Genomic DNA, 21,158 nt, shown 5'->3' with positions numbered 1-21,158 from the left:
AGGCCTTGAAAGACCTACTGAATTTGCTGAAAAACCAGGGTCAAGTCGAAGAGTTCGACGCCATCCGTATCGGATTGGCCTCGCCTGAGATGATCCGCTCGTGGTCGTTCGGTGAAGTTAAAAAGCCGGAAACCATCAACTACCGTACGTTCAAACCTGAGCGTGACGGTCTGTTCTGCGCCAAGATCTTTGGCCCGGTAAAGGATTACGAGTGCCTGTGCGGTAAGTACAAGCGCTTGAAGCACCGTGGTGTGATCTGCGAGAAGTGCGGCGTTGAAGTTGCACTGGCCAAGGTTCGTCGTGAGCGCATGGCGCACATCGAACTGGCTTCGCCGGTTGCCCACATCTGGTTCCTGAAATCGCTGCCGTCCCGTATCGGCCTGCTGATGGACATGACCCTGCGTGATATCGAACGCGTTCTCTACTTCGAGAGCTATGTCGTTATCGACCCGGGCATGACCACCCTTGAAAAAGGTCAGCTGCTGAACGATGAGCAGTACTTCGAAGCGCTGGAAGAGTTCGGTGACGACTTCGACGCCCGCATGGGTGCAGAAGCTGTCCGTGAACTGCTGCACGCTATCGACCTGGAGCACGAGATTGGCCGTCTGCGCGAAGAGATTCCGCAAACCAACTCGGAAACCAAGATCAAGAAGCTGTCCAAGCGTCTGAAGTTGATGGAAGCCTTCCAGGGTTCCGGCAACCTGCCAGAGTGGATGGTGCTGACCGTTCTGCCGGTTCTGCCGCCAGATCTGCGTCCACTGGTCCCGCTGGATGGCGGTCGCTTCGCGACTTCCGACCTCAACGATCTGTATCGTCGAGTGATCAACCGTAACAACCGTTTGAAGCGCCTGCTGGATCTGTCCGCTCCGGACATCATCGTGCGCAACGAAAAGCGTATGTTGCAGGAAGCTGTCGATGCCCTGCTCGACAACGGTCGTCGTGGCCGCGCTATCACCGGTTCGAACAAGCGTCCTCTGAAATCCCTGGCTGACATGATCAAGGGTAAGCAAGGTCGTTTCCGTCAGAACTTGCTCGGTAAGCGTGTTGACTACTCCGGTCGTTCGGTAATTACCGTAGGTCCGACCCTGCGTCTGCACCAGTGCGGTCTGCCGAAGAAGATGGCTCTCGAGCTGTTCAAACCGTTCATTTTCGGCAAGCTGGAAATGCGTGGTCTCGCGACCACCATCAAAGCGGCCAAGAAAATGGTCGAGCGCGAACTGCCAGAGGTTTGGGACGTTCTCGCTGAAGTGATTCGCGAACACCCGGTTCTTCTCAACCGTGCACCGACCCTTCACCGTCTGGGTATCCAGGCGTTTGAACCGGTACTGATCGAAGGTAAGGCTATCCAGCTGCACCCTCTGGTCTGCGCCGCGTACAACGCCGACTTCGACGGCGACCAAATGGCCGTGCACGTACCGCTGACGCTGGAAGCCCAGCTCGAAGCGCGTGCGTTGATGATGTCGACCAACAACATTCTGTCGCCAGCCAACGGTGAGCCAATCATCGTTCCGTCGCAGGACGTTGTATTGGGTCTGTACTACATGACTCGTGAAGCGATCAACGCCAAGGGCGAAGGTCGCGTATTCGCGGATCTGCAGGAAGTTGACCGTGTGTTCCGTGCCGGCGAAGCCGCACTGCACGCCAAGGTCAAGGTTCGTATCAACGAAACCGTCAACGACCGTGACGGCAACAGCGTGAGCGGTACCCGTATCGTCGACACCACCGTCGGCCGTGCGCTGCTGTTCCAGGTTGTGCCAAAAGGTCTGTCGTACGACGTCGTCAACCTGCCGATGAAGAAAAAGGCGATCTCCAAGCTGATCAACCAGTGCTACCGCGTGGTTGGTCTGAAAGAGACCGTGATCTTCGCTGACCAGTTGATGTACACCGGTTTCGCTTACTCGACCATCTCCGGCGTTTCCATCGGCGTTAACGACTTCGTTATCCCGGACGAAAAAGCCCGCATCATCGGTGCAGCCACCGACGAAGTGAAAGAGATCGAGAGCCAGTACGCCTCCGGCCTGGTAACCCAGGGCGAGAAGTACAACAAAGTGATCGACCTTTGGTCGAAGGCGAACGACGAAGTTTCCAAGGCGATGATGGCCAACCTCTCGAAAGAGAAAGTCATCGACCGTCACGGCAATGAAGTCGACCAAGAGTCCTTCAACTCGATGTACATGATGGCCGACTCGGGTGCGCGGGGTTCCGCAGCACAGATTCGTCAGCTGGCCGGTATGCGTGGTCTGATGGCCAAGCCGGACGGTTCCATCATTGAAACGCCGATTACTGCGAACTTCCGTGAAGGTCTGAGCGTACTCCAGTACTTCATCTCGACTCACGGTGCTCGTAAAGGTCTGGCGGATACCGCGTTGAAAACCGCGAACTCCGGTTACCTGACTCGTCGTCTGGTAGACGTGGCGCAGGATCTGGTTGTAACCGAGATCGATTGCGGCACCGAACACGGTCTGCTGATGACTCCGCACATTGAAGGCGGTGACGTTGTAGAGCCGTTGGGTGAGCGCGTATTGGGTCGTGTTATTGCCCGTGACGTATTCAAGCCAGGCACCGAGGACGTCATCGTTCCTGCCGGTACTCTGGTAGACGAGAAGTGGGTCGAGTTCATCGAGCTGAACAGCATCGACGAAGTGATCGTGCGTTCGCCGATCAGCTGCGAAACCCGCTATGGCATTTGCGCCAAGTGCTACGGCCGTGATCTGGCGCGTGGTCACCAGGTGAACATCGGTGAAGCGGTCGGCGTTATCGCTGCCCAGTCCATCGGTGAGCCGGGTACCCAGCTGACGATGCGTACGTTCCACATCGGTGGTGCGGCAAGCCGTACTTCTGCAGCCGACAGCGTTCAGGTGAAGAATGGCGGTACCGTCCGTCTGCATAACCTGAAACACGTTGAGCGTGTGGATGGCCACCTGGTTGCTGTGTCCCGTTCCGGTGAGCTGGCAATCGCTGATGACTTCGGTCGTGAGCGCGAGCGTTACAAGCTGCCGTACGGTGCCGTGATTTCGGTTAAAGAAGGTGACAAGGTCGACGCTGGCGCAATCGTGGCCAAGTGGGACCCGCACACTCACCCGATCGTTACCGAAATGAAAGGTACCGTGACCTACGTGGGCATGGAAGAAGGCATCACGATCAAGCGTCAGACTGACGAATTGACCGGTATGACCAACATTGAAGTACTCGACGCGAAAGATCGTCCAGCTGCGGGCAAGGAAATCCGTCCAGCCGTGAAGATGGTCGACGACAACGGCAAGGATCTGTTGCTGCCAGGCACTGACGTTATCGCTCAGTACTTCCTGCCAGCCAACGCCCTGGTCGGTGTGGCGGACGGTGCGAAGATCGCGATCGGTGATGTTATCGCTCGTATCCCGCAAGAAACTTCGAAGACTCGTGACATCACCGGTGGTCTGCCGCGTGTTGCCGACCTGTTCGAAGCTCGTCGTCCGAAGGAAGCGTCGATTCTGGCTGAAGTCAGCGGCACCATCGCGTTCGGTAAAGAGACCAAGGGCAAGCGCCGTCTGGTCATTACCCCGAACGACGGTAGCGATCCGTACGAAGAGCTGATTCCGAAGTGGCGTCACCTGAACGTGTTCGAAGGCGAACAGGTAAACCGCGGCGAAGTTATCTCCGACGGTCCAAGCGATCCACACGACATCCTGCGTCTGCTGGGTGTGAGCGCGCTGGCCAAGTACATCGTGAACGAGATCCAGGACGTTTACCGTCTGCAAGGCGTGAAGATCAACGACAAGCACATCGAGACCATCCTGCGTCAGATGCTGCGTAAAGTTGAGATCTCCGAGTCCGGCGATTCCAGCTTCATCAAGGGCGACCAGATGGAACTGACTCACGTCCTGGTAGAGAACGAGCGTCTGAGCGCGGAAGACAAGTTTGTCTCCAAGTTCACCCGCGTTCTGCTGGGTATCACCAAGGCGTCGTTGTCCACCGAATCGTTCATCTCGGCGGCTTCCTTCCAGGAAACCACTCGCGTACTGACCGAAGCGGCAGTCACCGGCAAGCGCGATTACCTGCGCGGCCTGAAAGAAAACGTGGTTGTGGGTCGTCTGATCCCGGCCGGTACCGGTCTGGCTTATCACAGCGAGCGCAAGCGTCGCCGTGATGCAGACAAGCCGTTGCGCGTAAGCGCCAGTGAAGTGGAAGCTGCACTGACCGAAGCGCTGAACTCGAGCGGTAACTGAGTTCTGCGGTAAATAAGCTGAGGCCCTGATCGCTCCGTTCGTCGAATCGAGACAAATTGTCAAGGTTCGACGGGCGGGGAGGTCGGGGCCTTGCCTTGACTGGGGACAAGATCCTCTTTAGACTCTTGATCCCCTAAATTTGGCGGGAATCCGTTCCTGCCATTTTGCTTTTCTTGCAAGACAATAGCGTCGCAAGACAACAGTGGAGCTAGTAGATGGCAACTATCAACCAGCTGGTACGTCAGCCGCGTAAGCGTATCGTCGAGAAATCCGACGTGCCTGCGCTGCAGAACTGCCCGCAACGTCGTGGCGTGTGCACCCGTGTGTACACCACTACGCCGAAAAAACCTAACTCGGCACTGCGTAAAGTATGCCGTGTGCGTCTGACCAACGGTTTCGAGGTTTCCTCGTACATCGGTGGTGAAGGCCACAACCTGCAAGAGCACAGCGTGGTACTGATCCGCGGCGGTCGTGTAAAAGACTTGCCAGGTGTTCGTTACCACACCGTTCGCGGCTCCTTGGATACTTCCGGCGTTAAAGGCCGTAACCAGGGTCGTTCGAAGTACGGTACCAAGCGTCCGAAGTAATCGGTCGTTTTGCAGATTTTCATTTTATTGAGTCGATAAGAGTAAGGTCGGGCTTGCATCCACTGGATCTGTCCCGAACTAACCTGAAGACCGCTTGAGGGCTTATCATGCCAAGACGTCGCGTAGCAGCAAAGCGTGAGATTCTGGACGATCCGAAATACGGAAGCCAGATCCTCGCCAAATTCATGAACCACGTTATGGAAAGCGGCAAGAAAGCCGTTGCCGAGCGTATCGTTTATGGTGCCCTGGAAACCGTGAAGGCTCGTAAGGCCGGCACCGATCCCCTGGAACTCTTCGAAAAAGCACTCGACGCCATCGCTCCGCTGGTCGAAGTGAAGTCGCGCCGCGTTGGTGGTGCTACTTACCAGGTTCCGGTCGAGGTTCGTCCTTCCCGCCGTAACGCTCTGGCAATGCGCTGGTTGGTAGACTTCGCCCGTAAGCGTGGCGAGAAGTCTATGGCTCTGCGCTTGGCTGGCGAACTGCTGGATGCTGCTGAAGGTAAAGGTGCTGCTGTTAAGAAGCGTGAAGACGTGCACCGTATGGCCGAAGCCAACAAAGCTTTCTCGCACTACCGCTTCTAATTTTAGCTTCACTAATTTTGCGAGGGCTTTATGGCTCGTACTACTCCGATTAGTCGCTACCGTAACATCGGTATCGTCGCTCACGTGGATGCTGGTAAAACCACCACCACCGAGCGCGTCCTTTTTTACACCGGCAAAAGTCACAAAATGGGCGAGGTGCATGACGGCGCCGCGACCACAGACTGGATGGTGCAGGAGCAGGAGCGTGGTATTACCATTACTTCTGCTGCTATCACCGCCTTCTGGAAAGGTTCCGAGAAGCAGTATGCGCATGAGCACCGCTTCAACGTCATCGATACCCCAGGCCACGTAGACTTCACCATTGAAGTTGAGCGTTCCCTGCGCGTACTCGACGGCGCTGTCGTTGTATTCTGCGGTACTTCGGGTGTTGAGCCTCAGTCGGAAACCGTATGGCGTCAAGCCAACAAATACGGCGTTCCACGTCTTGTTTACGTAAACAAGATGGACCGTGCTGGTGCCAACTTCCTGCGCGTGATCGGTCAGATCAAACAGCGTCTGGGTCACACTCCGGTGCCGATTCAACTGGCTATCGGTTCGGAAGATAACTTCCAGGGCCAGATCGACCTGATCAACATGCAGGCTGTTTACTGGAACGACTCTGACAAGGGTATGGTTCCTGTTCGCAAGGAAATCCCTGCGGACATGCTCGAGCTCGCCACCGAATGGCGCAGCAACATGGTTGAGGCTGCGGCCGAAGCCAGTGAAGAGCTGATGAACAAGTACCTGGAAGGCGAAGAGCTGTCGATCGAAGAGATCAAGGCTGCTCTGCGTCAGCGCACTATCGCTGGCGAAATCGTTCTGGCTGTGTGCGGTTCGTCGTTCAAGAACAAGGGTGTTCCCCTGGTTCTCGACGCCGTTATCGACTTCCTGCCTGCTCCAACCGACATTCCTGCGATCAAGGGTTCCAACCCTGATAACGAGGAAGAGGAAATGGAGCGTCACGCAAGTGACGACGAGCCGTTCGCGGCACTGGCGTTCAAAATCGCTACCGACCCATTCGTGGGTACCTTGACCTTCGTCCGCGTTTACTCGGGCGTGTTGAACTCCGGCGACGGCGTGATCAACTCGGTTAAAGGTAAAAAAGAGCGCGTGGGTCGTATGGTGCAAATGCACGCAAACGCCCGTGAAGAGATCAAGGAAGTACGCGCTGGCGACATCGCGGCCCTGATCGGCATGAAGGACGTCACCACTGGTGAAACCCTCTGCAACGCTGACAAGCCAATCATCCTGGTTCGCATGGACTTCCCGGAGCCGGTTATTTCGGTTGCCGTAGAACCTAAGACCAAGGATGACCAGGAAAAAATGGGTATCGCTCTGGGCAAACTGGCTCAGGAAGACCCGTCTTTCCGCGTTAAGACTGATGAAGAGACTGGTCAGACGATCATCTCCGGCATGGGCGAGCTGCACCTGGACATCCTGGTTGACCGGATGCGCCGTGAGTTCAACGTCGAAGCCAACATCGGTAAGCCTCAAGTTTCGTACCGTGAGCGCATCACGAAGAACTGCGAAATCGAAGGCAAGTTCGTTCGCCAGTCCGGCGGTCGTGGCCAGTTCGGTCACTGCTGGATCCGTTTTGCTCCTGCTGACGAAGGTCAGGAAGGTCTGCAATTCGTGAACGAAGTAGTAGGTGGTGTGGTTCCTAAGGAATACATCCCGGCTATCCAGAAGGGTATCGAAGAGCAGATGAAGAACGGCGTTGTTGCCGGCTATCCGCTGATCGGCCTGAAGGCTACCGTGTTCGATGGTTCTTACCACGACGTCGACTCCAACGAGATGGCGTTCAAGGTGGCTGCTTCCATGGCGACCAAGCAACTGGCCCAGAAGGGTGGTGGTGAGTTGCTCGAGCCGATCATGGCGGTAGAGGTTGTTACGCCTGAAGACTATATGGGTGATGTAATGGGCGACCTTAACCGTCGTCGCGGCATGATCCAGGGTATGGAAGACACAGTGTCCGGCAAGGTTATCCGTGCCGAGGTTCCACTGGGTGAGATGTTCGGTTATGCGACCGACGTTCGTTCCATGTCTCAGGGTCGCGCAAGCTACTCTATGGAATTCAAAAAATACGATACGGCTCCGTCGCACATCGTCGAATCCGTAACCAAAAAACAAGGCTGATTCAGCCCCTTTAGGCTAGGAGTTAATTGTCGTGGCTAAAGAAAAATTTGATCGTTCCCTACCGCACGTCAACGTTGGCACCATCGGTCACGTTGACCACGGTAAAACCACTCTGACCGCTGCTCTGACTCGCGTCTGCTCCGAAGTTTTCGGTTCGGCCGTAGTTGAATTCGACAAGATCGACAGCGCTCCAGAAGAAAAAGCTCGCGGTATCACCATCAACACCGCACACGTTGAGTACAACTCGCTGATCCGTCACTACGCTCACGTTGACTGCCCAGGTCACGCTGACTATGTGAAGAACATGATCACCGGTGCTGCTCAAATGGACGGCGCTATCCTGGTTTGCTCGGCCGCTGATGGTCCGATGCCACAAACCCGTGAGCACATCCTGCTGTCCCGTCAGGTAGGCGTTCCGTACATCGTGGTTTTCCTGAACAAGGCTGACCTGGTAGACGACGCTGAGCTGCTGGAACTGGTTGAGATGGAAGTTCGCGACCTGCTGTCCACCTACGACTTCCCGGGCGATGACACTCCAATCATCATCGGTTCGGCTCGTATGGCGCTGGAAGGCAAAGACGACAACGAGATGGGCACCACTGCCGTCAAGAAACTGGTTGAAACTCTGGACAGCTACATCCCAGAACCAGTTCGTATGATCGACAAGCCATTCCTGATGCCAATCGAAGACGTATTCTCGATCTCGGGTCGTGGTACTGTTGTGACTGGTCGTATCGAGCGCGGTATCGTTCGCGTTCAAGATGCACTGGAAATCGTTGGTCTGCGCGACACCACCACCACCACCTGCACCGGTGTTGAAATGTTCCGCAAGCTGCTCGACGAAGGTCGTGCTGGCGAGAACTGCGGCGTTCTGCTGCGTGGTACCAAGCGTGACGACGTTGAGCGTGGTCAGGTTCTGGTCAAGCCAGGTTCGGTTAAGCCGCACACCAAGTTCACCGCAGAAGTTTACGTTCTGAGCAAGGAAGAAGGCGGTCGTCACACTCCGTTCTTCAAAGGCTACCGTCCACAGTTCTACTTCCGTACTACTGACGTGACTGGTAACTGCGAGCTGCCAGAAGGCGTTGAAATGGTAATGCCAGGTGACAACATTCAGATGACTGTTACCCTGATCAAAACCATCGCGATGGAAGACGGTCTGCGTTTCGCTATCCGTGAAGGCGGTCGTACCGTCGGCGCTGGCGTTGTAGCCAAAATCATCGAGTAATTCTCTTTTATAGAGTCTGCCTGATGAATTGAAAAAGCCCCCGCTCAGCGGGGGCTTTTTTATTGGGTTGACACCTATCTGGGGCGTCTATAGAATTGCGCCTCCTTTTAACGGGCGTATTGCGCCCGGTGGGAATAGCAGCCGGAGTCTGAAATCCAATGCAAAATCAGCAAATCCGTATCAGGTTGAAGGCTTTTGACCATCGCCTGATCGACCAATCAACCCAGGAAATCGTGGAAACCGCGAAACGTACTGGTGCTCAAGTGCGTGGTCCAATTCCACTGCCTACCCGTAAAGAGCGGTTCACCGTTCTGGTTTCCCCGCACGTCAACAAAGACGCGCGTGACCAGTACGAAATCCGCACTCATAAGCGCGTTCTGGACATCGTCCAGCCAACGGATAAAACCGTTGATGCTCTTATGAAGCTTGATCTTGCGGCCGGTGTGGAAGTGCAGATCAGCCTCGGCTAAGACTCGGTCTTGGTCGTGTAACGCTCTGAAATGGGCGGCCATAGCGGGTGAAAGCCCCGTACACTCATGAGGTTTACAACATGACTATTGGTGTAGTCGGTCGTAAATGCGGTATGACCCGTATTTTCACCGAAGAAGGTGTCTCCATTCCGGTCACGGTCATTGAGATCGAGCCGAATCGCGTCACCCAGTTCAAAACTGAAGAGACCGATGGCTATCGTGCAGTGCAAGTCACTGTCGGCGAGCGTCGTGCTTCGCGTGTAACAGCAGCTCAGGCTGGCCACTTCGCTAAGGCGAACGTTGCCGCTGGTCGCACTACCATGGAATTCCGTCTTGAAGAAGGCGAGTACCAGGCTGGCGATCTGATCAACGCTGAAATCTTCGCCGCTGGTCAACTGGTTGATGTAACCGGTCAGTCCAAAGGTAAAGGCTTCCAGGGTACGATCAAGCGTTGGAATTTCCGCGGGCAAGATAACACCCACGGTAACTCCGTATCCCACCGCGTCCCAGGCTCTATCGGCCAGTGCCAGACTCCTGGTCGTGTATTCAAGGGCAAAAAAATGTCCGGTCATATGGGCGCTGAGCGCGTGACCGTGCAGTCCCTGGAAGTAGTGCGCGTGGACGCTGAACGCAATCTGTTGTTGGTCAAGGGCGCTGTTCCTGGCGCTACTGGCGGCAACCTGGTTGTACGTCCAGCAGCCAAGGCTCGCGGTTAAGGGGAAGCTGACATGCAATTAAATGTAAATGACGCTCAAGCGATCGAAGTTTCCGAACTGACATTTGGCGGCGAATTCAACGAGACGCTGGTTCACCAAGCAGTCGTGGCCTACATGGCCGGCGGCCGTCAAGGTAGCAAGCAGCAAAAGACCCGTTCCGACGTTCGTGGTGGCGGCAAGCGCCCATGGCGTCAGAAAGGTACTGGCCGTGCTCGTGCCGGTACTATCCGTAGCCCAATCTGGCGTGGCGGCGGTACCACTTTCGCAGCTCGTCCACAGGATCACTCCCAGAAGCTGAACAAGAAGATGTATCGCGCAGCAATGCGTTCCATCCTTGCTGAGCTGGTGCGTACTGATCGTCTGGTCGTGGTTCAGGATTTCGCTATTGAAACTCCGAAAACCAAAGATCTGCTGGGCAAGCTGAACAACATGAGCCTGACCGATGTTCTCATCGTGTCGGACGCTGTTGATCAGAACCTGTACCTGGCTGCTCGTAACCTGCCACACGTAGATGTACGTGACGTGCAAGGTTCCGATCCAGTTAGTCTGATCGCATACGACAAGGTGTTGATCACCGTGTCGGCCGTGAAGAAATTCGAGGAGCTGCTGGGATGAACCAGGAACGCGTATTTAAAGTTCTGCTTGGCCCGCACGTTTCCGAGAAGGCTACGGTTCTGGCAGACAAGAAAGGCCAGTTCGTTTTCAAGGTTGCTACTGATGCAACCAAGCTGGAAATCAAGAAGGCCGTCGAAAGCCTGTTCAGCGTGAAAGTAGAGCGCGTCACTACCCTGAACGTTCTGGGTAAGAGCAAGCGCACTGCTCGCGGTCTGGGCAAGCGTAATGACTGGAAGAAGGCAGTTATCTCCCTTCAGCCAGGCCAAGATCTCGATTTCAGCAGCAGTGCTGAGTAAGGAAGGGGTGCATCATGGCAATCGTTAAATGCAAACCGACTTCCCCTGGCCGCCGTTTTGTGGTCAAGGTGGTCAACCAGGAGCTGCATAAAGGCGCTCCTCACGCACCGCTGCTCGAGAAAAAATCGAAGACTGGTGGTCGTAACAACAATGGCCGTATTACCACTCGTCACATCGGTGGTGGTCATAAGCAGCATTACCGTATGGTCGATTTCCGTCGCAACGACAAAGATGGCATCGTCGCCACTGTCGAGCGTATCGAATACGATCCAAACCGTACTGCTCACATCGCACTGCTCTGCTACGCAGACGGCGAGCGCCGCTACATCATCGCCCCTAAAGGCGTGAGTGCTGGCGACCAGCTGATCGCAGGCGCTCTGGCTCCAATCAAGCCAGGCAACGCTCTGCAACTGCGCAACATTCCAGTCGGTTCTACCGTACACGGCATCGAACTGAAGCCAGGTAAAGGCGCACAGATCGCTCGTTCTGCTGGTGCTTCGGCTCAGCTGATCGCTCGTGAAGGCGTGTACGTTACCCTGCGTCTGCGTTCCGGTGAAATGCGTAAAGTCCTGGCTGAATGCCGTGCGACCCTGGGCGAAGTCTCGAACTCCGAGCACAGCCTGCGTTCGCTGGGTAAAGCTGGTGCCAAACGCTGGCGTGGCGTTCGCCCAACCGTTCGTGGTGTTGCCATGAACCCGGTTGACCACCCACATGGTGGTGGTGAAGGTCGTACCTCTGGTGGTCGTCATCCGGTATCGCCATGGGGCTTCCCGACTAAGGGCGCGAAGACTCGTGGTAATAAGCGTACCGACAAAATGATCGTCCGTCGTCGCAAGTAAATAGAGGGATACGACAGTGCCACGTTCTCTGAAAAAAGGTCCTTTTATTGATCTTCACCTACTGAAGAAGATCGAAGTGGCGGCGGAAAAGAACGATCGCAAACCAATTAAAACCTGGTCGCGTCGTTCGATGATCCTGCCACAAATGGTCGGTCTGACCATCGCAGTACACAACGGCCGTCAGCACGTCCCAGTTCTCGTGAACGAAGACATGGTTGGCCATAAACTGGGCGAGTTCGCCGGTACCCGCACTTATCGTGGGCACGTGGCTGACAAGAAAGCCAAGCGTTAAGGGGTAAGGAAATGGAAGTAGCCGCTAAGTTGTCGGGCGCTCGAATCTCCGCCCAGAAAGCCCGCTTGGTCGCCGACCAGATCCGCGGGAAGAAGGTGGGCGAAGCGCTCAACCTGTTGGCTTTCAGCAGTAAGAAAGCCGCCGAGATCATGAAAAAAGTGCTGGAGTCGGCCGTAGCCAACGCCGAGCATAACGAAGGCGCAGACGTTGATGACCTGAAGGTCAGCACCGTTTTCGTCAACGAAGGGCGTTCGCTGAAGCGCATCATGCCACGTGCCAAAGGCCGTGCTGATCGCATCGTCAAGCGGTCTTGCCATATCACTGTCAAGGTTGCTGACAAGTAACGGAGTCGAAGAGATGGGTCAGAAAGTACATCCCATTGGCATTCGCCTGGGAATCGTCAAGGAGCACACCTCCGTCTGGTACGCAGACGGTCGGACTTATGCGGACTACTTGTTCGCTGATCTGAAGGTGCGTGAGTATCTCCAAGACAAACTAAAAAGCGCGTCCGTAAGCCGTATCGATATCCATCGTCCGGCCCAAACTGCACGTATCACCATCCACACCGCTCGTCCAGGTATCGTTATCGGGAAGAAAGGTGAAGATGTTGAGAAACTGCGTCAGGACCTGACCAAGCAAATGGGTGTGCCTGTGCACATCAATATCGAAGAGATCCGCAAGCCGGAACTCGACGGTATGCTGGTTGCGCAGAGCGTAGCTCAGCAGCTGGAGCGTCGCGTAATGTTCCGTCGCGCTATGAAGCGCGCAGTACAGAACGCCATGCGCATTGGTGCCAAAGGCATCAAAATCCAAGTGAGCGGTCGTCTCGGCGGTGCTGAAATCGCACGTACTGAATGGTATCGCGAAGGTCGTGTGCCACTGCACACCCTGCGTGCCGACATCGACTATGCCAACTACGAAGCTCACACCACTTACGGTGTGATCGGTGTAAAGGTTTGGATCTTCAAAGGCGAAGTAATTGGTGGTCGCCAAGAAGAGCTGAAGCCACAAGCACCAGCGCCTCGTAAAAAAGCTGCTAAGTAAGGGGTACGCCAAATGTTGCAACCAAAGCGTACGAAGTTCCGCAAGCAGATGACCGGCCACAACCGTGGTCTGGCACTGCGCGGTAGCAAAGTCAGCTTCGGCGAGTTCGCGCTGAAGTCTGTTGCTCGTGGTCGTCTCACCGCTCGTCAGATCGAGTCAGCACGTCGTGCTCTGACCCGTCACGTAAAACGTGGCGGCAAGATCTGGATCCGTGTATTCCCGGACAAGCCGATCTCCAAAAAACCTCTCGAGGTTCGTATGGGTAAAGGTAAGGGTAACGTGGAGTACTGGGTTGCCCAGATTCAGCCAGGCAAAGTCCTGTATGAAATCGAGGGTGTTTCTGAAGAGCTGGCGCGTGAGGCTTTCGCCCTGGCTGCTGCAAAGCTGCCGCTCGCCACCTCCTTTGTTAAACGGACGGTGATGTGATGAAAGCGAATGAACTTCGTGAAAAATCCGCACAGCAGCTGAACGAGCAACTGCTCGGCTTGCTGCGCGACCAGTTCAATCTGCGTATGCAGAAAGCAACTGGCCAGTTGGGGCAGTCTCATCTGCTCTCGCAAGTTAAGCGTGACATCGCTCGCGTGAAGACTGTGCTCAACCAGCAGGCAGGTAAGTGATCATGGCTGAAGCCGAAAAAACTGTCCGTACGCTGACTGGCCGTGTTGTCAGCGACAAGATGGACAAAACCATCACCGTTCTGATCGAGCGTCGCGTTAAGCACCCGATCTACGGTAAATACGTTAAGCGTTCGACTAAGCTGCACGCGCACGACGAAACCAATCAGTGCCACATCGGCGACAAAGTCACTATTCGTGAAACTCGTCCGATGGCCAAGACCAAGTCTTGGGCGCTGGTTGATGTTCTCGAACGCGCTGTGGAAGTCTAAGGGCTAGGGGTCGGAGAAATTATATGATTCAGACTCAATCCATGCTCGATGTGGCCGATAACAGCGGCGCTCGCCGTGTTATGTGCATCAAGGTGCTGGGTGGCTCCCATCGTCGTTACGCTGGTATCGGTGACATCATCAAGGTTACCGTGAAGGAAGCAATTCCTCGCGGTAAAGTGAAAAAAGGCCAAGTGATGACTGCTGTTGTAGTCCGCACTCGTCACGGCGTACGTCGTGCTGATGGCTCCATTATCCGCTTTGATGGCAACGCTGCTGTTCTTCTGAACAACAAGCAAGAGCCGATCGGCACCCGTATCTTTGGGCCAGTGACCCGTGAACTTCGTACTGAGAAGTTCATGAAGATCGTCTCGCTCGCCCCAGAAGTGCTGTAAGGAGATCCGACATGCAAAAGATTCGTCGTGACGACGAGATCATCGTGATCGCCGGCAAAGACAAAGGTAAGCGCGGTAAGGTGCTGAAGGTTCTTGCTGACAACCGTCTGGTTGTTGGTGGTCTGAACCTGGTCAAGCGTCATACCAAGCCTAACCCGATGTCGGGCGTACAGGGCGGTATCGTCGAGAAAGAAGCGCCACTGCACGCTTCCAACGTCGCCATCTTCAACGGCGAAACCAACAAGGCTGACCGCGTTGGTTTCAAAGTAGAAGACGGTAAGAAAATTCGTGTCTTCAAGTCGACCCAAAAAGCGGTTGATGCTTGAACACTGCTAGGTAGAAGACCATGGCACGACTAAAAGAGATTTACCGGAAGGAAATCGCTCCGAAACTTAAGGAAGAACTTAAGCTTTCGAACGTGATGGAAGTTCCGCGCGTTACCAAAATCACCCTGAACATGGGTCTGGGCGAAGCGATCGGCGACAAAAAAGTCATCGAGCACGCTGTTGCTGACCTGGAAAAGATCACCGGCCAAAAAGTCGTTGTGACCTACGCTCGTAAATCCATCGCTGGCTTTAAAGTCCGTGAAGGATGGCCGATCGGCGTCAAAGTGACTCTGCGCCGTGAGCGTATGTACGAGTTCCTGGATCGTCTGCTGTCGATCTCCCTGCCTCGGGTTCGCGACTTCCGCGGCCTGAATGCCAAGTCCTTCGATGGTCGTGGCAACTACAGCATGGGCGTGAAAGAGCAGATCATTTTCCCGGAAATCGACTACGACAAGATCGATGCTCTCCGCGGTCTGGACATTACCCTGACCACCACTGCCAAGAACGATGATGAAGGCCGCGCTCTGCTGCGTGCTTTCAAATTCCCGTTCCGCAACTGATTGGAGTAGGAAAATGGCCAAGAAGAGCATGAAAAACCGTGAGCTGAAGCGTCAGCTCACTGTTGCCAAGTACGCCACCAAGCGTGCAGCGCTGAAAGCTATCATCGTCGATCTGAACGCAAGTCCAGAAGCGCGTTGGGAAGCTACCGTAGCTCTGCAGAAGCAACCACGTGACGCAAGCGCTTCGCGCATGCGTAACCGTTGCCGCCTGACTGGTCGTCCGCACGGCGTTTACCGCAAGTTCGGCCTGGGCCGTAACAAACTGCGTGAAGCGGCAATGCGTGGTGACGTTCCAGGTCTGGTTAAAGCCAGCTGGTAATCGCTGTCAAAGCCTTGATGGTCGGGGTCGCAAGAACCTGACCATCGGTGGCCTTGAATCTGAATCAAGCCCCTTTTGGGGCTTGATTCATTTCTGGGGTGTGTCTAGAATGACCGGCTCGCCTGAGCCCGTGTTTTTCATGCCCGGAGTTTCTCGGCGACAAGTAGTAGCCGCAAGGCTAATTTTTCTGTATTAGGAGCGTCTAGCCCATGAGTATGCAGGACCCGTTAGCGGACATGCTAACTCGAATCCGTAATGCCCAGATGGCTGAAAAGTCCGTCGTAAGCATGCCTTCTTCCACGTTGAAGGTGGCTGTAGCTAAAGTCCTGAAGGACGAAGGTTACATCGCGGGTTATCAGATCAGCAGCGAAACCAAACCACTGCTGTCTATCGAGCTGAAATATTTCGAAGGCCGTCCGGTTATCGAAGAAGTCAAGCGCGTTAGCCGTCCAGGCCTGCGTCAGTACAAGTCCGTCGAAGATCTGCCTAAAGTACGTGGCGGTCTCGGTGTGTCTATCGTCTCCACCAACAAGGGTGTGATGACTGATCGTGCTGCGCGCGCTGCCGGTGTCGGCGGCGAAGTTCTTTGCACTGTGTTCTAAGGGGGGATAAGCATGTCTCGCGTCGCTAAGAACCCCGTTAAGCTGCCAGCCGGTGTCGAAGTAAAATTCGCAGGCCAACAGCTTTCGGTGAAGGGTGCCAAGGGTACTCTTGAACTGAACATCCATTCGTCCGTTGAGATCGTTGAAGAAGCTGGTGAGCTGCGTTTCGCTGCTCGCAATGGCGATCAACAGACTCGCGCAATGGCCGGTACCACGCGTGCGTTGGTAAACAACATGGTCCAAGGCGTAAGCCAAGGCTTCGAGCGCAAGCTCCAGCTGGTCGGTGTTGGTTACAAGGCGCAAGCAAAAGGTCAGGTGCTGAACCTGGCTCTTGGCTTCTCGCACCCAGTGGATTACGAACTGCCGGAAGGCATCACCGCTGAGACTCCTAGCCAGACCGATATCCTGATCAAGGGCATCGACAAGCAGCTGGTAGGTCAAGTGGCCGCCGAGATCCGCGACTTCCGTCCACCAGAGCCGTACAAAGGCAAAGGTGTGCGCTACGCGGACGAAGTCGTCCGTCGTAAAGAAGCCAAGAAGAAGTAGGGCATAGCAAATGACCGACAAAAAAGTTACTCGACTGCGTCGCGCTCGCAAAGCACGCCTGAAAATGCACGAACTCGAAGTCGTGCGTCTCTGCGTGTTCCGCTCTTCGCAGCACATCTACGCCCAGGTCATTTCGGCCGACGGCAACAAAGTCCTGGCAAGCGCCTCGACTTTGGATAAAGAACTGCGTGATGGCGCCACTGGCAACATCGACGCGGCCACTAAGGTTGGCCAGCTGGTCGCTACGCGTGCTAAGGCCGCTGGCGTCTCGCAGGTGGCTTTCGACCGCTCTGGCTTCAAGTACCACGGCCGCGTTAAAGCGCTGGCTGATGCTGCTCGTGAAGCTGGGCTGGAGTTCTAAGTTATGTCAAATAACGACCAAAAGCGCGACGAAGGCTACATCGAGAAGCTGGTTCAAGTTAACCGCGTAGCCAAAACCGTTAAAGGCGGCCGTATCTTCACTTTCACCGCGTTGACCGTGGTTGGTGATGGTAAAGGGCGTGTTGGCTTCGGCCGTGGCAAGTCGCGTGAAGTGCCTGCTGCGATCCAGAAGGCAATGGAAGCTGCTCGCCGCAACATGATTCAAGTTGACCTGAACGGCACTACCCTGCAGTACGCAATGAAGTCCGCTCACGGCGCTTCGAAGGTGTACATGCAGCCTGCTTCTGAAGGTACCGGTATCATCGCTGGCGGCGCTATGCGTGCTGTCCTCGAAGTTGCTGGCGTTCAGAACGTTCTGGCCAAGTGCTATGGCTCGACTAACCCGGTAAACGTGGTTCACGCCACTTTCAAGGGTCTGAAAGCTATGCAATCTCCTGAGTCCATCGCTGCCAAGCGTGGCTTGACTGTCAAGGAGATCTTCTGATCATGGCTACCGTTAAAGTAACGCTGATCAAAAGCATGACCGGCCGCATCCCTAACCACAAACTGTGCGTTAAGGGTCTGGGTCTGCGTCGCATCGGTCACACTGTAGAAGTCCAGGATACTCCCGAGAATCGCGGGATGATCAACAAGGCCTACTACATGCTGCGTGTCGAGGGTTAATCGATGAAACTCAATGATCTGAGTCCAGCGCCGGGTTCCCGTCGCGAAAAGCATCGTCCGGGCCGTGGTATCGGTAGCGGTTTGGGTAAGACTGGTGGCCGCGGCCACAAAGGTCAGACCTCCCGCTCCGGTGGCACCATTGCTCCAGGCTTTGAAGGCGGTCAACAGCCGCTGCATCGTCGCCTGCCGAAGTTCGGTTTCGTTTCCCTGAAAGCCATGGACCGCGCAGAAGTGCGTCTGTCCGAGCTGGCTAAAGTGGAAGGCGACATCGTCACCGTGCAGTCCCTGAAAGATGCCAACGTGATCAACGTCAACGTACAGCGTGTGAAAATCATGCTGTCCGGTGAAGTGACTCGCGCTGTCACTATCGGCAAGGGAATCGGCGCCACCAAAGGTGCGCGTGCGGCTATCGAAGCAGCTGGCGGCAAGTTCGAGGAATAAATGGCTAAGCAAGGTGCTCTCTCTGCGCTCGGCAAAGGCGGTATGTCTGAACTCTGGGCTCGTCTGCGTTTTCTGTTCCTGGCGATTATCGTCTACCGAATAGGCGCACACATCCCGGTTCCAGGTATCAACCCTGACCGACTCGCAGACCTGTTTCGACAGAATGAGGGGACCATTCTTAGCTTGTTCAACATGTTCTCCGGCGGCGCGCTGGAACGGATGAGCATCTTTGCACTGGGGATCATGCCGTACATTTCGGCATCGATCATCATGCAACTGATGACAGCCGTCAGCCCGCAGCTGGAGCAGTTGAAGAAGGAAGGTGAAGCTGGCCGTCGCAAGATCAGCCAGTACACCCGCTACGGCACCGTCGTCCTAGCTCTCGTTCAGGCTATTGGCATGTCCATTGGTCTGGCGGGGCAGGGCGTTGCGTTCACTGGTGACTTTGGCTTCCATTTCGTCGCGGTATCCACTTTTGTGGCTGGTGCGATGTTCATGATGTGGCTGGGTGAGCAGATTACTGAGCGTGGTGTAGGCAACGGTATCTCGATGTTGATTTTTTCGGGTATCGTCGCCGGTCTTCCGAGAGCAATCGGGCAGTCTTTCGAGTCTGCGCGTCAGGGTGATATCAATATCTTCGCCTTGGTTGTCATCGGTTTGCTGGCAGTAGCGATTATCGGTTTCGTGGTGTTCATTGAGCGTGGTCAGCGTCGTATCGCTGTTCACTACGCCAAGCGTCAGCAGGGCCGCAAGGTTTTTGCTGCGCAGACAAGCCACTTGCCGCTGAAGGTGAACATGGCCGGCGTTATTCCGGCTATTTTCGCGAGCAGCATTTTGCTGTTCCCGGCTTCGTTGGGTGCCTGGTTTGGTCAGTCTGAAGGTATGGGCTGGTTGCAGGACATCTCGCAGTCGATCGCTCCTGGTCAGCCGTTGAATATTCTGCTGTTTAGTGCAGGGATTATTTTCTTCTGCTTCTTCTATACGGCGTTGATGTTCAATCCGAAAGACGTAGCGGAAAACCTGAAGAAGTCCGGTGCCTTTATTCCGGGCATCCGTCCAGGTGAGCAGTCTGCGCGCTACATTGATGGCGTACTGACTCGCTTGACCATGTTCGGTGCTCTTTACATGACGGCCGTGTGTCTGTTGCCCCAGTTCCTGGTGGTTGCAGCAAACGTTCCGTTCTACCTTGGCGGGACCTCGTTGCTGATCGTGGTCGTGGTTGTGATGGACTTCATGTCCCAAGTACAATCGCACCTCGTTTCGCACCAGTACGAATCCCTGATGAAGAAAGCCAACCTGAAGGGTTACGGCAGCGGCATGTTGCGCTGAGTACCCATAAGGTTCGAGGAGTTGGTGATGAAAGTTCGTGCATCGGTGAAAAAGCTGTGCCGTAACTGCAAGATTATTCGCCGCGAAGGTGTTGTTCGAGTAATTTGCAGCGCGGAACCGCGTCACAAACAGCGCCAAGGCTGAGTGTGATTGTGCTTCAAGCCCGGCAGCTAGTGCGCTGCCGGGTTGATTATTTGTTATTACAGCGATATTATCTCGCGCCCTATTTCTTGGCTTCCGGGGCGTAGGTAGCTGTCAATTGGAGTCCCACTGAATGGCCCGTATTGCAGGCGTTAACATTCCAGATAACAAGCATACTGTTATCTCGCTGACCTACATCTATGGTGTTGGTCGCACTACTGCGCAGAAAATCTGTGCAGACACTGGGGTAAACCCAGCAGCAAAGATCAAAGATCTGAGCGACGAGCAAATTGAACAGCTGCGTGGCGAAGTGGCGAAGTTCACCACTGAAGGTGACCTGCGTCGCGAAATCAACATGAAAATCAAGCGCTTGATGGACCTCGGTTGCTATCGCGGTCTGCGTCATCGTCGCGGTCTTCCAGTACGCGGTCAGCGTACCAAGACCAACGCGCGTACCCGTAAAGGTCCGCGTAAGCCGATCCGCAAGTAATCGCCCCAGCGAATCGACAGGAATTTAATCATGGCAAAACCTGCTGCTCGTCCTCGTAAAAAAGTTAAAAAGACAGTGGTTGATGGCATCGCCCACATCCATGCTTCTTTTAACAACACCATCGTGACCATTACCGACCGTCAAGGTAACGCTCTTTCCTGGGCTACCTCCGGTGGTTCGGGTTTCCGCGGTTCCCGCAAGTCCACCCCGTTCGCTGCTCAAGTAGCTGCTGAGCGTGCTGGTCAAGCTGCGCTGGAATACGGCCTGAAAAACCTCGACGTTAACGTCAAGGGTCCAGGTCCAGGTCGTGAATCCGCAGTCCGCGCTTTGAACGGCTGTGGCTACAAGATCGCCAGCATCACCGACGTGACGCCAATCCCGCACAACGGGTGCCGTCCGCCGAAGAAGCGCCGCGTGTAATCCAGGAGATTGTAAAGAATGGCTCGTTACATTGGTCCAAAATGCAAACTCGCTCGTCGCGAAGGCACCGATCTCTTCCTGAAGAGCGGCGTGCGCGCGATCGAATCGAAGTGCAACATTGAAGCAGCACCTGGTATCCACGGCCAACGCCGCGGTCGCCAGTCCGACTACGGCACCCAACTGCGTGAAAAGCAGAAGGTCCGTCGTATTTATGGCGTTCTCGAGCGTCAGTTCAGCGGCTACTACAAAGAAGCTGCTGGCAAGAAAGGTGCAACCGGTGAAAACCTGCTGCAACTGCTCGAATGCCGTCTGGACAACGTTGTATACCGTATGGGCTTTGGTTCGACTCGTGCCGAATCCCGTCAGCTGGTATCGCACAAGTCGATCAGCGTTAACGGTCAGACCGTAAACGTTCCGTCGTATCAGGTTCGTGCTGGTGACGTGGTCGCAGTTCGCGAGAAAGCAAAAAACCAACTTCGCATTGTCCAAGCTCTCGATCTGTGTGCCCAACGTGGCCGCGTAGAATGGGTAGAAGTAGACACTGAGAAGAAGTCGGGCGTTTTCAAGAACGTTCCTGCTCGCAGTGATCTGTCCGCCGACATCAACGAAAGCCTGATTGTCGAGCTCTACTCCAAGTAAGGGCTAGAAAATAGGTG

Annotated in this window: 31 protein-coding genes; all 31 read left to right on the top strand. The window is 55.1% G+C overall.

Translation table 11 applies throughout. The features are described from left to right. The first annotated feature begins 5 nt into the window (after window positions 1-5). The 31 genes from rpoC to rpsD all read left to right on the top strand — a co-directional run bounded on the left by rpoC (window position 6) and on the right by rpsD (window position 21,141). Entirely contained in the window at window positions 6-4,205 is a 4,200-nt protein-coding gene (gene rpoC, locus V9L13_RS17655) for a DNA-directed RNA polymerase subunit beta' (RefSeq protein ID WP_003228747.1), read from the top strand. Between the two features lie 215 nt (window positions 4,206-4,420). After that, complete coding sequence (gene rpsL, locus V9L13_RS17650; protein ID WP_003186084.1) at window positions 4,421-4,792, top strand: 30S ribosomal protein S12; 372 nt, start codon at window positions 4,421-4,423, stop codon at window positions 4,790-4,792. A gap of 107 nt (window positions 4,793-4,899) precedes the next feature. Continuing rightward, on the top strand, window positions 4,900-5,373 hold the full coding sequence (rpsG, locus tag V9L13_RS17645) for a 30S ribosomal protein S7 (protein ID WP_003228745.1): 474 nt from the start codon (window positions 4,900-4,902) through the stop codon (window positions 5,371-5,373). 30 nt (window positions 5,374-5,403) lie between these two features. Further along, window positions 5,404-7,509 carry an elongation factor G gene (fusA, locus tag V9L13_RS17640; protein ID WP_003228743.1) on the top strand — a complete coding sequence of 702 codons (2,106 nt, stop codon included), beginning with the start codon at window positions 5,404-5,406 and terminating at the stop codon, window positions 7,507-7,509. Between the two features lie 31 nt (window positions 7,510-7,540). Further along, window positions 7,541-8,734, top strand: coding sequence for an elongation factor Tu (tuf, locus tag V9L13_RS17635; protein ID WP_024164425.1), 1,194 nt, complete (start codon window positions 7,541-7,543; stop codon window positions 8,732-8,734). 158 nt (window positions 8,735-8,892) lie between these two features. Continuing rightward, a complete protein-coding gene (gene rpsJ, locus V9L13_RS17630; RefSeq protein ID WP_003186070.1) occupies window positions 8,893-9,204 on the top strand; it encodes a 30S ribosomal protein S10 in 312 nt (103 codons plus the stop codon). A gap of 80 nt (window positions 9,205-9,284) precedes the next feature. Continuing rightward, complete coding sequence (gene rplC, locus V9L13_RS17625) at window positions 9,285-9,920, top strand: 50S ribosomal protein L3 (RefSeq protein WP_003228738.1); 636 nt, start codon at window positions 9,285-9,287, stop codon at window positions 9,918-9,920. Between the two features lie 12 nt (window positions 9,921-9,932). After that, window positions 9,933-10,535, top strand: coding sequence for a 50S ribosomal protein L4 (rplD, locus tag V9L13_RS17620; protein ID WP_338800121.1), 603 nt, complete (start codon window positions 9,933-9,935; stop codon window positions 10,533-10,535). After that, the gene (rplW, locus tag V9L13_RS17615) at window positions 10,532-10,831 is read left to right on the top strand and encodes a 50S ribosomal protein L23 (RefSeq protein ID WP_002555488.1); all 300 of its coding nucleotides are present in this window, start codon (window positions 10,532-10,534) and stop codon (window positions 10,829-10,831) included. Before rplD ends, rplW begins: the two co-directional genes overlap by 4 nt. Window positions 10,832-10,845: 14 nt before the next feature. Beyond that, window positions 10,846-11,670 carry a 50S ribosomal protein L2 gene (gene rplB, locus V9L13_RS17610; protein ID WP_003228734.1) on the top strand — a complete coding sequence of 275 codons (825 nt, stop codon included), beginning with the start codon at window positions 10,846-10,848 and terminating at the stop codon, window positions 11,668-11,670. 16 nt (window positions 11,671-11,686) lie between these two features. Next, complete coding sequence (gene rpsS / locus V9L13_RS17605; RefSeq protein ID WP_003228731.1) at window positions 11,687-11,962, top strand: 30S ribosomal protein S19; 276 nt, start codon at window positions 11,687-11,689, stop codon at window positions 11,960-11,962. An 11-nt stretch (window positions 11,963-11,973) separates the two neighbouring features. After that, window positions 11,974-12,306 (top strand): 50S ribosomal protein L22, encoded by a 333-nt coding sequence (rplV, locus tag V9L13_RS17600; protein ID WP_003103908.1) that lies wholly within the window; start codon window positions 11,974-11,976, stop codon window positions 12,304-12,306. 13 nt (window positions 12,307-12,319) lie between these two features. After that, window positions 12,320-13,006 (top strand): 30S ribosomal protein S3, encoded by a 687-nt coding sequence (gene rpsC / locus V9L13_RS17595; protein ID WP_003176422.1) that lies wholly within the window; start codon window positions 12,320-12,322, stop codon window positions 13,004-13,006. A 12-nt stretch (window positions 13,007-13,018) separates the two neighbouring features. Beyond that, on the top strand, window positions 13,019-13,432 hold the full coding sequence (gene rplP, locus V9L13_RS17590) for a 50S ribosomal protein L16 (protein ID WP_003228729.1): 414 nt from the start codon (window positions 13,019-13,021) through the stop codon (window positions 13,430-13,432). Further along, window positions 13,432-13,623 (top strand): 50S ribosomal protein L29, encoded by a 192-nt coding sequence (gene rpmC / locus V9L13_RS17585; protein WP_002555481.1) that lies wholly within the window; start codon window positions 13,432-13,434, stop codon window positions 13,621-13,623. Before rplP ends, rpmC begins: the two co-directional genes overlap by 1 nt. Window positions 13,624-13,625: 2 nt before the next feature. Beyond that, window positions 13,626-13,892: a 30S ribosomal protein S17 gene (rpsQ, locus tag V9L13_RS17580; RefSeq protein WP_003194644.1), complete on the top strand. Its 267-nt coding sequence runs from the start codon at window positions 13,626-13,628 to the stop codon at window positions 13,890-13,892. A gap of 23 nt (window positions 13,893-13,915) precedes the next feature. Then, window positions 13,916-14,284 carry a 50S ribosomal protein L14 gene (rplN, locus tag V9L13_RS17575; protein WP_002555479.1) on the top strand — a complete coding sequence of 123 codons (369 nt, stop codon included), beginning with the start codon at window positions 13,916-13,918 and terminating at the stop codon, window positions 14,282-14,284. A gap of 11 nt (window positions 14,285-14,295) precedes the next feature. Beyond that, the gene (rplX, locus tag V9L13_RS17570; RefSeq protein ID WP_003186046.1) at window positions 14,296-14,610 is read left to right on the top strand and encodes a 50S ribosomal protein L24; all 315 of its coding nucleotides are present in this window, start codon (window positions 14,296-14,298) and stop codon (window positions 14,608-14,610) included. Window positions 14,611-14,630: 20 nt separating this feature from the next. Next, window positions 14,631-15,170, top strand: a complete 540-nt coding sequence (gene rplE, locus V9L13_RS17565) for a 50S ribosomal protein L5 (protein WP_003210069.1) — start codon at window positions 14,631-14,633, stop codon at window positions 15,168-15,170. A 13-nt stretch (window positions 15,171-15,183) separates the two neighbouring features. Continuing rightward, window positions 15,184-15,489 carry a 30S ribosomal protein S14 gene (gene rpsN, locus V9L13_RS17560; RefSeq protein ID WP_003228726.1) on the top strand — a complete coding sequence of 102 codons (306 nt, stop codon included), beginning with the start codon at window positions 15,184-15,186 and terminating at the stop codon, window positions 15,487-15,489. 209 nt (window positions 15,490-15,698) lie between these two features. Next, entirely contained in the window at window positions 15,699-16,091 is a 393-nt protein-coding gene (gene rpsH, locus V9L13_RS17555) for a 30S ribosomal protein S8 (RefSeq protein WP_003228724.1), read from the top strand. 12 nt (window positions 16,092-16,103) lie between these two features. Then, a complete protein-coding gene (gene rplF, locus V9L13_RS17550) occupies window positions 16,104-16,637 on the top strand; it encodes a 50S ribosomal protein L6 (protein ID WP_003228722.1) in 534 nt (177 codons plus the stop codon). 10 nt (window positions 16,638-16,647) lie between these two features. Then, window positions 16,648-16,998 (top strand): 50S ribosomal protein L18, encoded by a 351-nt coding sequence (rplR, locus tag V9L13_RS17545; RefSeq protein WP_003186037.1) that lies wholly within the window; start codon window positions 16,648-16,650, stop codon window positions 16,996-16,998. A 3-nt stretch (window positions 16,999-17,001) separates the two neighbouring features. Further along, window positions 17,002-17,502, top strand: coding sequence for a 30S ribosomal protein S5 (gene rpsE / locus V9L13_RS17540; protein ID WP_003176409.1), 501 nt, complete (start codon window positions 17,002-17,004; stop codon window positions 17,500-17,502). 2 nt (window positions 17,503-17,504) lie between these two features. After that, window positions 17,505-17,681, top strand: a complete 177-nt coding sequence (gene rpmD / locus V9L13_RS17535) for a 50S ribosomal protein L30 (RefSeq protein WP_003176408.1) — start codon at window positions 17,505-17,507, stop codon at window positions 17,679-17,681. A 3-nt stretch (window positions 17,682-17,684) separates the two neighbouring features. After that, window positions 17,685-18,122, top strand: a complete 438-nt coding sequence (rplO, locus tag V9L13_RS17530) for a 50S ribosomal protein L15 (RefSeq protein WP_003228720.1) — start codon at window positions 17,685-17,687, stop codon at window positions 18,120-18,122. Next, window positions 18,123-19,451, top strand: coding sequence for a preprotein translocase subunit SecY (secY, locus tag V9L13_RS17525; RefSeq protein ID WP_338800120.1), 1,329 nt, complete (start codon window positions 18,123-18,125; stop codon window positions 19,449-19,451). It begins immediately after the preceding gene. A gap of 27 nt (window positions 19,452-19,478) precedes the next feature. Further along, complete coding sequence (gene rpmJ / locus V9L13_RS17520; RefSeq protein WP_002555468.1) at window positions 19,479-19,595, top strand: 50S ribosomal protein L36; 117 nt, start codon at window positions 19,479-19,481, stop codon at window positions 19,593-19,595. Window positions 19,596-19,725: 130 nt separating this feature from the next. Then, entirely contained in the window at window positions 19,726-20,082 is a 357-nt protein-coding gene (gene rpsM / locus V9L13_RS17515) for a 30S ribosomal protein S13 (RefSeq protein WP_008374135.1), read from the top strand. 30 nt (window positions 20,083-20,112) lie between these two features. Beyond that, entirely contained in the window at window positions 20,113-20,502 is a 390-nt protein-coding gene (gene rpsK / locus V9L13_RS17510; RefSeq protein WP_002555466.1) for a 30S ribosomal protein S11, read from the top strand. Window positions 20,503-20,520: 18 nt separating this feature from the next. Further along, window positions 20,521-21,141: a 30S ribosomal protein S4 gene (rpsD, locus tag V9L13_RS17505; protein WP_003176404.1), complete on the top strand. Its 621-nt coding sequence runs from the start codon at window positions 20,521-20,523 to the stop codon at window positions 21,139-21,141. Window positions 21,142-21,158: the final 17 nt, after the last annotated feature.

Origin of the sequence: Pseudomonas sp. RSB 5.4, from assembly GCF_037126175.1 — a bacterium.
GTDB lineage: Bacteria > Pseudomonadota > Gammaproteobacteria > Pseudomonadales > Pseudomonadaceae > Aquipseudomonas > Aquipseudomonas fluorescens_H.
This window is presented reverse-complemented; position numbering and strand designations above follow the sequence as displayed.

Bases quoted from the DNA above. Each gene is read 5' to 3' on its own strand.
- rplP (WP_003228729.1), top strand. From the start codon at position 13,019: ATGTTGCAACCAAAGCGTACGAAGTTCCGCAAGCAGATGACCGGCCAC.
- rplE (WP_003210069.1), top strand. From the start codon at position 14,631: ATGGCACGACTAAAAGAGATTTACCGGAAGGAAATCGCTCCGAAACTT.
- rplV (WP_003103908.1), top strand. From the start codon at position 11,974: ATGGAAGTAGCCGCTAAGTTGTCGGGCGCTCGAATCTCCGCCCAGAAA.
- rpsM (WP_008374135.1), top strand. From the start codon at position 19,726: ATGGCCCGTATTGCAGGCGTTAACATTCCAGATAACAAGCATACTGTT.
- rpsH (WP_003228724.1), top strand. From the start codon at position 15,699: ATGAGTATGCAGGACCCGTTAGCGGACATGCTAACTCGAATCCGTAAT.
- rpsD (WP_003176404.1), top strand. From the start codon at position 20,521: ATGGCTCGTTACATTGGTCCAAAATGCAAACTCGCTCGTCGCGAAGGC.
- rpsG (WP_003228745.1), top strand. From the start codon at position 4,900: ATGCCAAGACGTCGCGTAGCAGCAAAGCGTGAGATTCTGGACGATCCG.
- rplR (WP_003186037.1), top strand. From the start codon at position 16,648: ATGACCGACAAAAAAGTTACTCGACTGCGTCGCGCTCGCAAAGCACGC.
- rplF (WP_003228722.1), top strand. From the start codon at position 16,104: ATGTCTCGCGTCGCTAAGAACCCCGTTAAGCTGCCAGCCGGTGTCGAA.
- rpsN (WP_003228726.1), top strand. From the start codon at position 15,184: ATGGCCAAGAAGAGCATGAAAAACCGTGAGCTGAAGCGTCAGCTCACT.
- rplC (WP_003228738.1), top strand. From the start codon at position 9,285: ATGACTATTGGTGTAGTCGGTCGTAAATGCGGTATGACCCGTATTTTC.
- rplN (WP_002555479.1), top strand. From the start codon at position 13,916: ATGATTCAGACTCAATCCATGCTCGATGTGGCCGATAACAGCGGCGCT.
- rpsL (WP_003186084.1), top strand. From the start codon at position 4,421: ATGGCAACTATCAACCAGCTGGTACGTCAGCCGCGTAAGCGTATCGTC.
- rpsJ (WP_003186070.1), top strand. From the start codon at position 8,893: ATGCAAAATCAGCAAATCCGTATCAGGTTGAAGGCTTTTGACCATCGC.
- rpsE (WP_003176409.1), top strand. From the start codon at position 17,002: ATGTCAAATAACGACCAAAAGCGCGACGAAGGCTACATCGAGAAGCTG.
- rplX (WP_003186046.1), top strand. From the start codon at position 14,296: ATGCAAAAGATTCGTCGTGACGACGAGATCATCGTGATCGCCGGCAAA.
- rpsC (WP_003176422.1), top strand. From the start codon at position 12,320: ATGGGTCAGAAAGTACATCCCATTGGCATTCGCCTGGGAATCGTCAAG.
- fusA (WP_003228743.1), top strand. From the start codon at position 5,404: ATGGCTCGTACTACTCCGATTAGTCGCTACCGTAACATCGGTATCGTC.
- rplO (WP_003228720.1), top strand. From the start codon at position 17,685: ATGAAACTCAATGATCTGAGTCCAGCGCCGGGTTCCCGTCGCGAAAAG.
- rplD (WP_338800121.1), top strand. From the start codon at position 9,933: ATGCAATTAAATGTAAATGACGCTCAAGCGATCGAAGTTTCCGAACTG.
- rpsK (WP_002555466.1), top strand. From the start codon at position 20,113: ATGGCAAAACCTGCTGCTCGTCCTCGTAAAAAAGTTAAAAAGACAGTG.
- secY (WP_338800120.1), top strand. From the start codon at position 18,123: ATGGCTAAGCAAGGTGCTCTCTCTGCGCTCGGCAAAGGCGGTATGTCT.
- rpsQ (WP_003194644.1), top strand. From the start codon at position 13,626: ATGGCTGAAGCCGAAAAAACTGTCCGTACGCTGACTGGCCGTGTTGTC.
- rplB (WP_003228734.1), top strand. From the start codon at position 10,846: ATGGCAATCGTTAAATGCAAACCGACTTCCCCTGGCCGCCGTTTTGTG.
- rplW (WP_002555488.1), top strand. From the start codon at position 10,532: ATGAACCAGGAACGCGTATTTAAAGTTCTGCTTGGCCCGCACGTTTCC.
- rpmD (WP_003176408.1), top strand. From the start codon at position 17,505: ATGGCTACCGTTAAAGTAACGCTGATCAAAAGCATGACCGGCCGCATC.
- rpmJ (WP_002555468.1), top strand. From the start codon at position 19,479: ATGAAAGTTCGTGCATCGGTGAAAAAGCTGTGCCGTAACTGCAAGATT.
- rpmC (WP_002555481.1), top strand. From the start codon at position 13,432: ATGAAAGCGAATGAACTTCGTGAAAAATCCGCACAGCAGCTGAACGAG.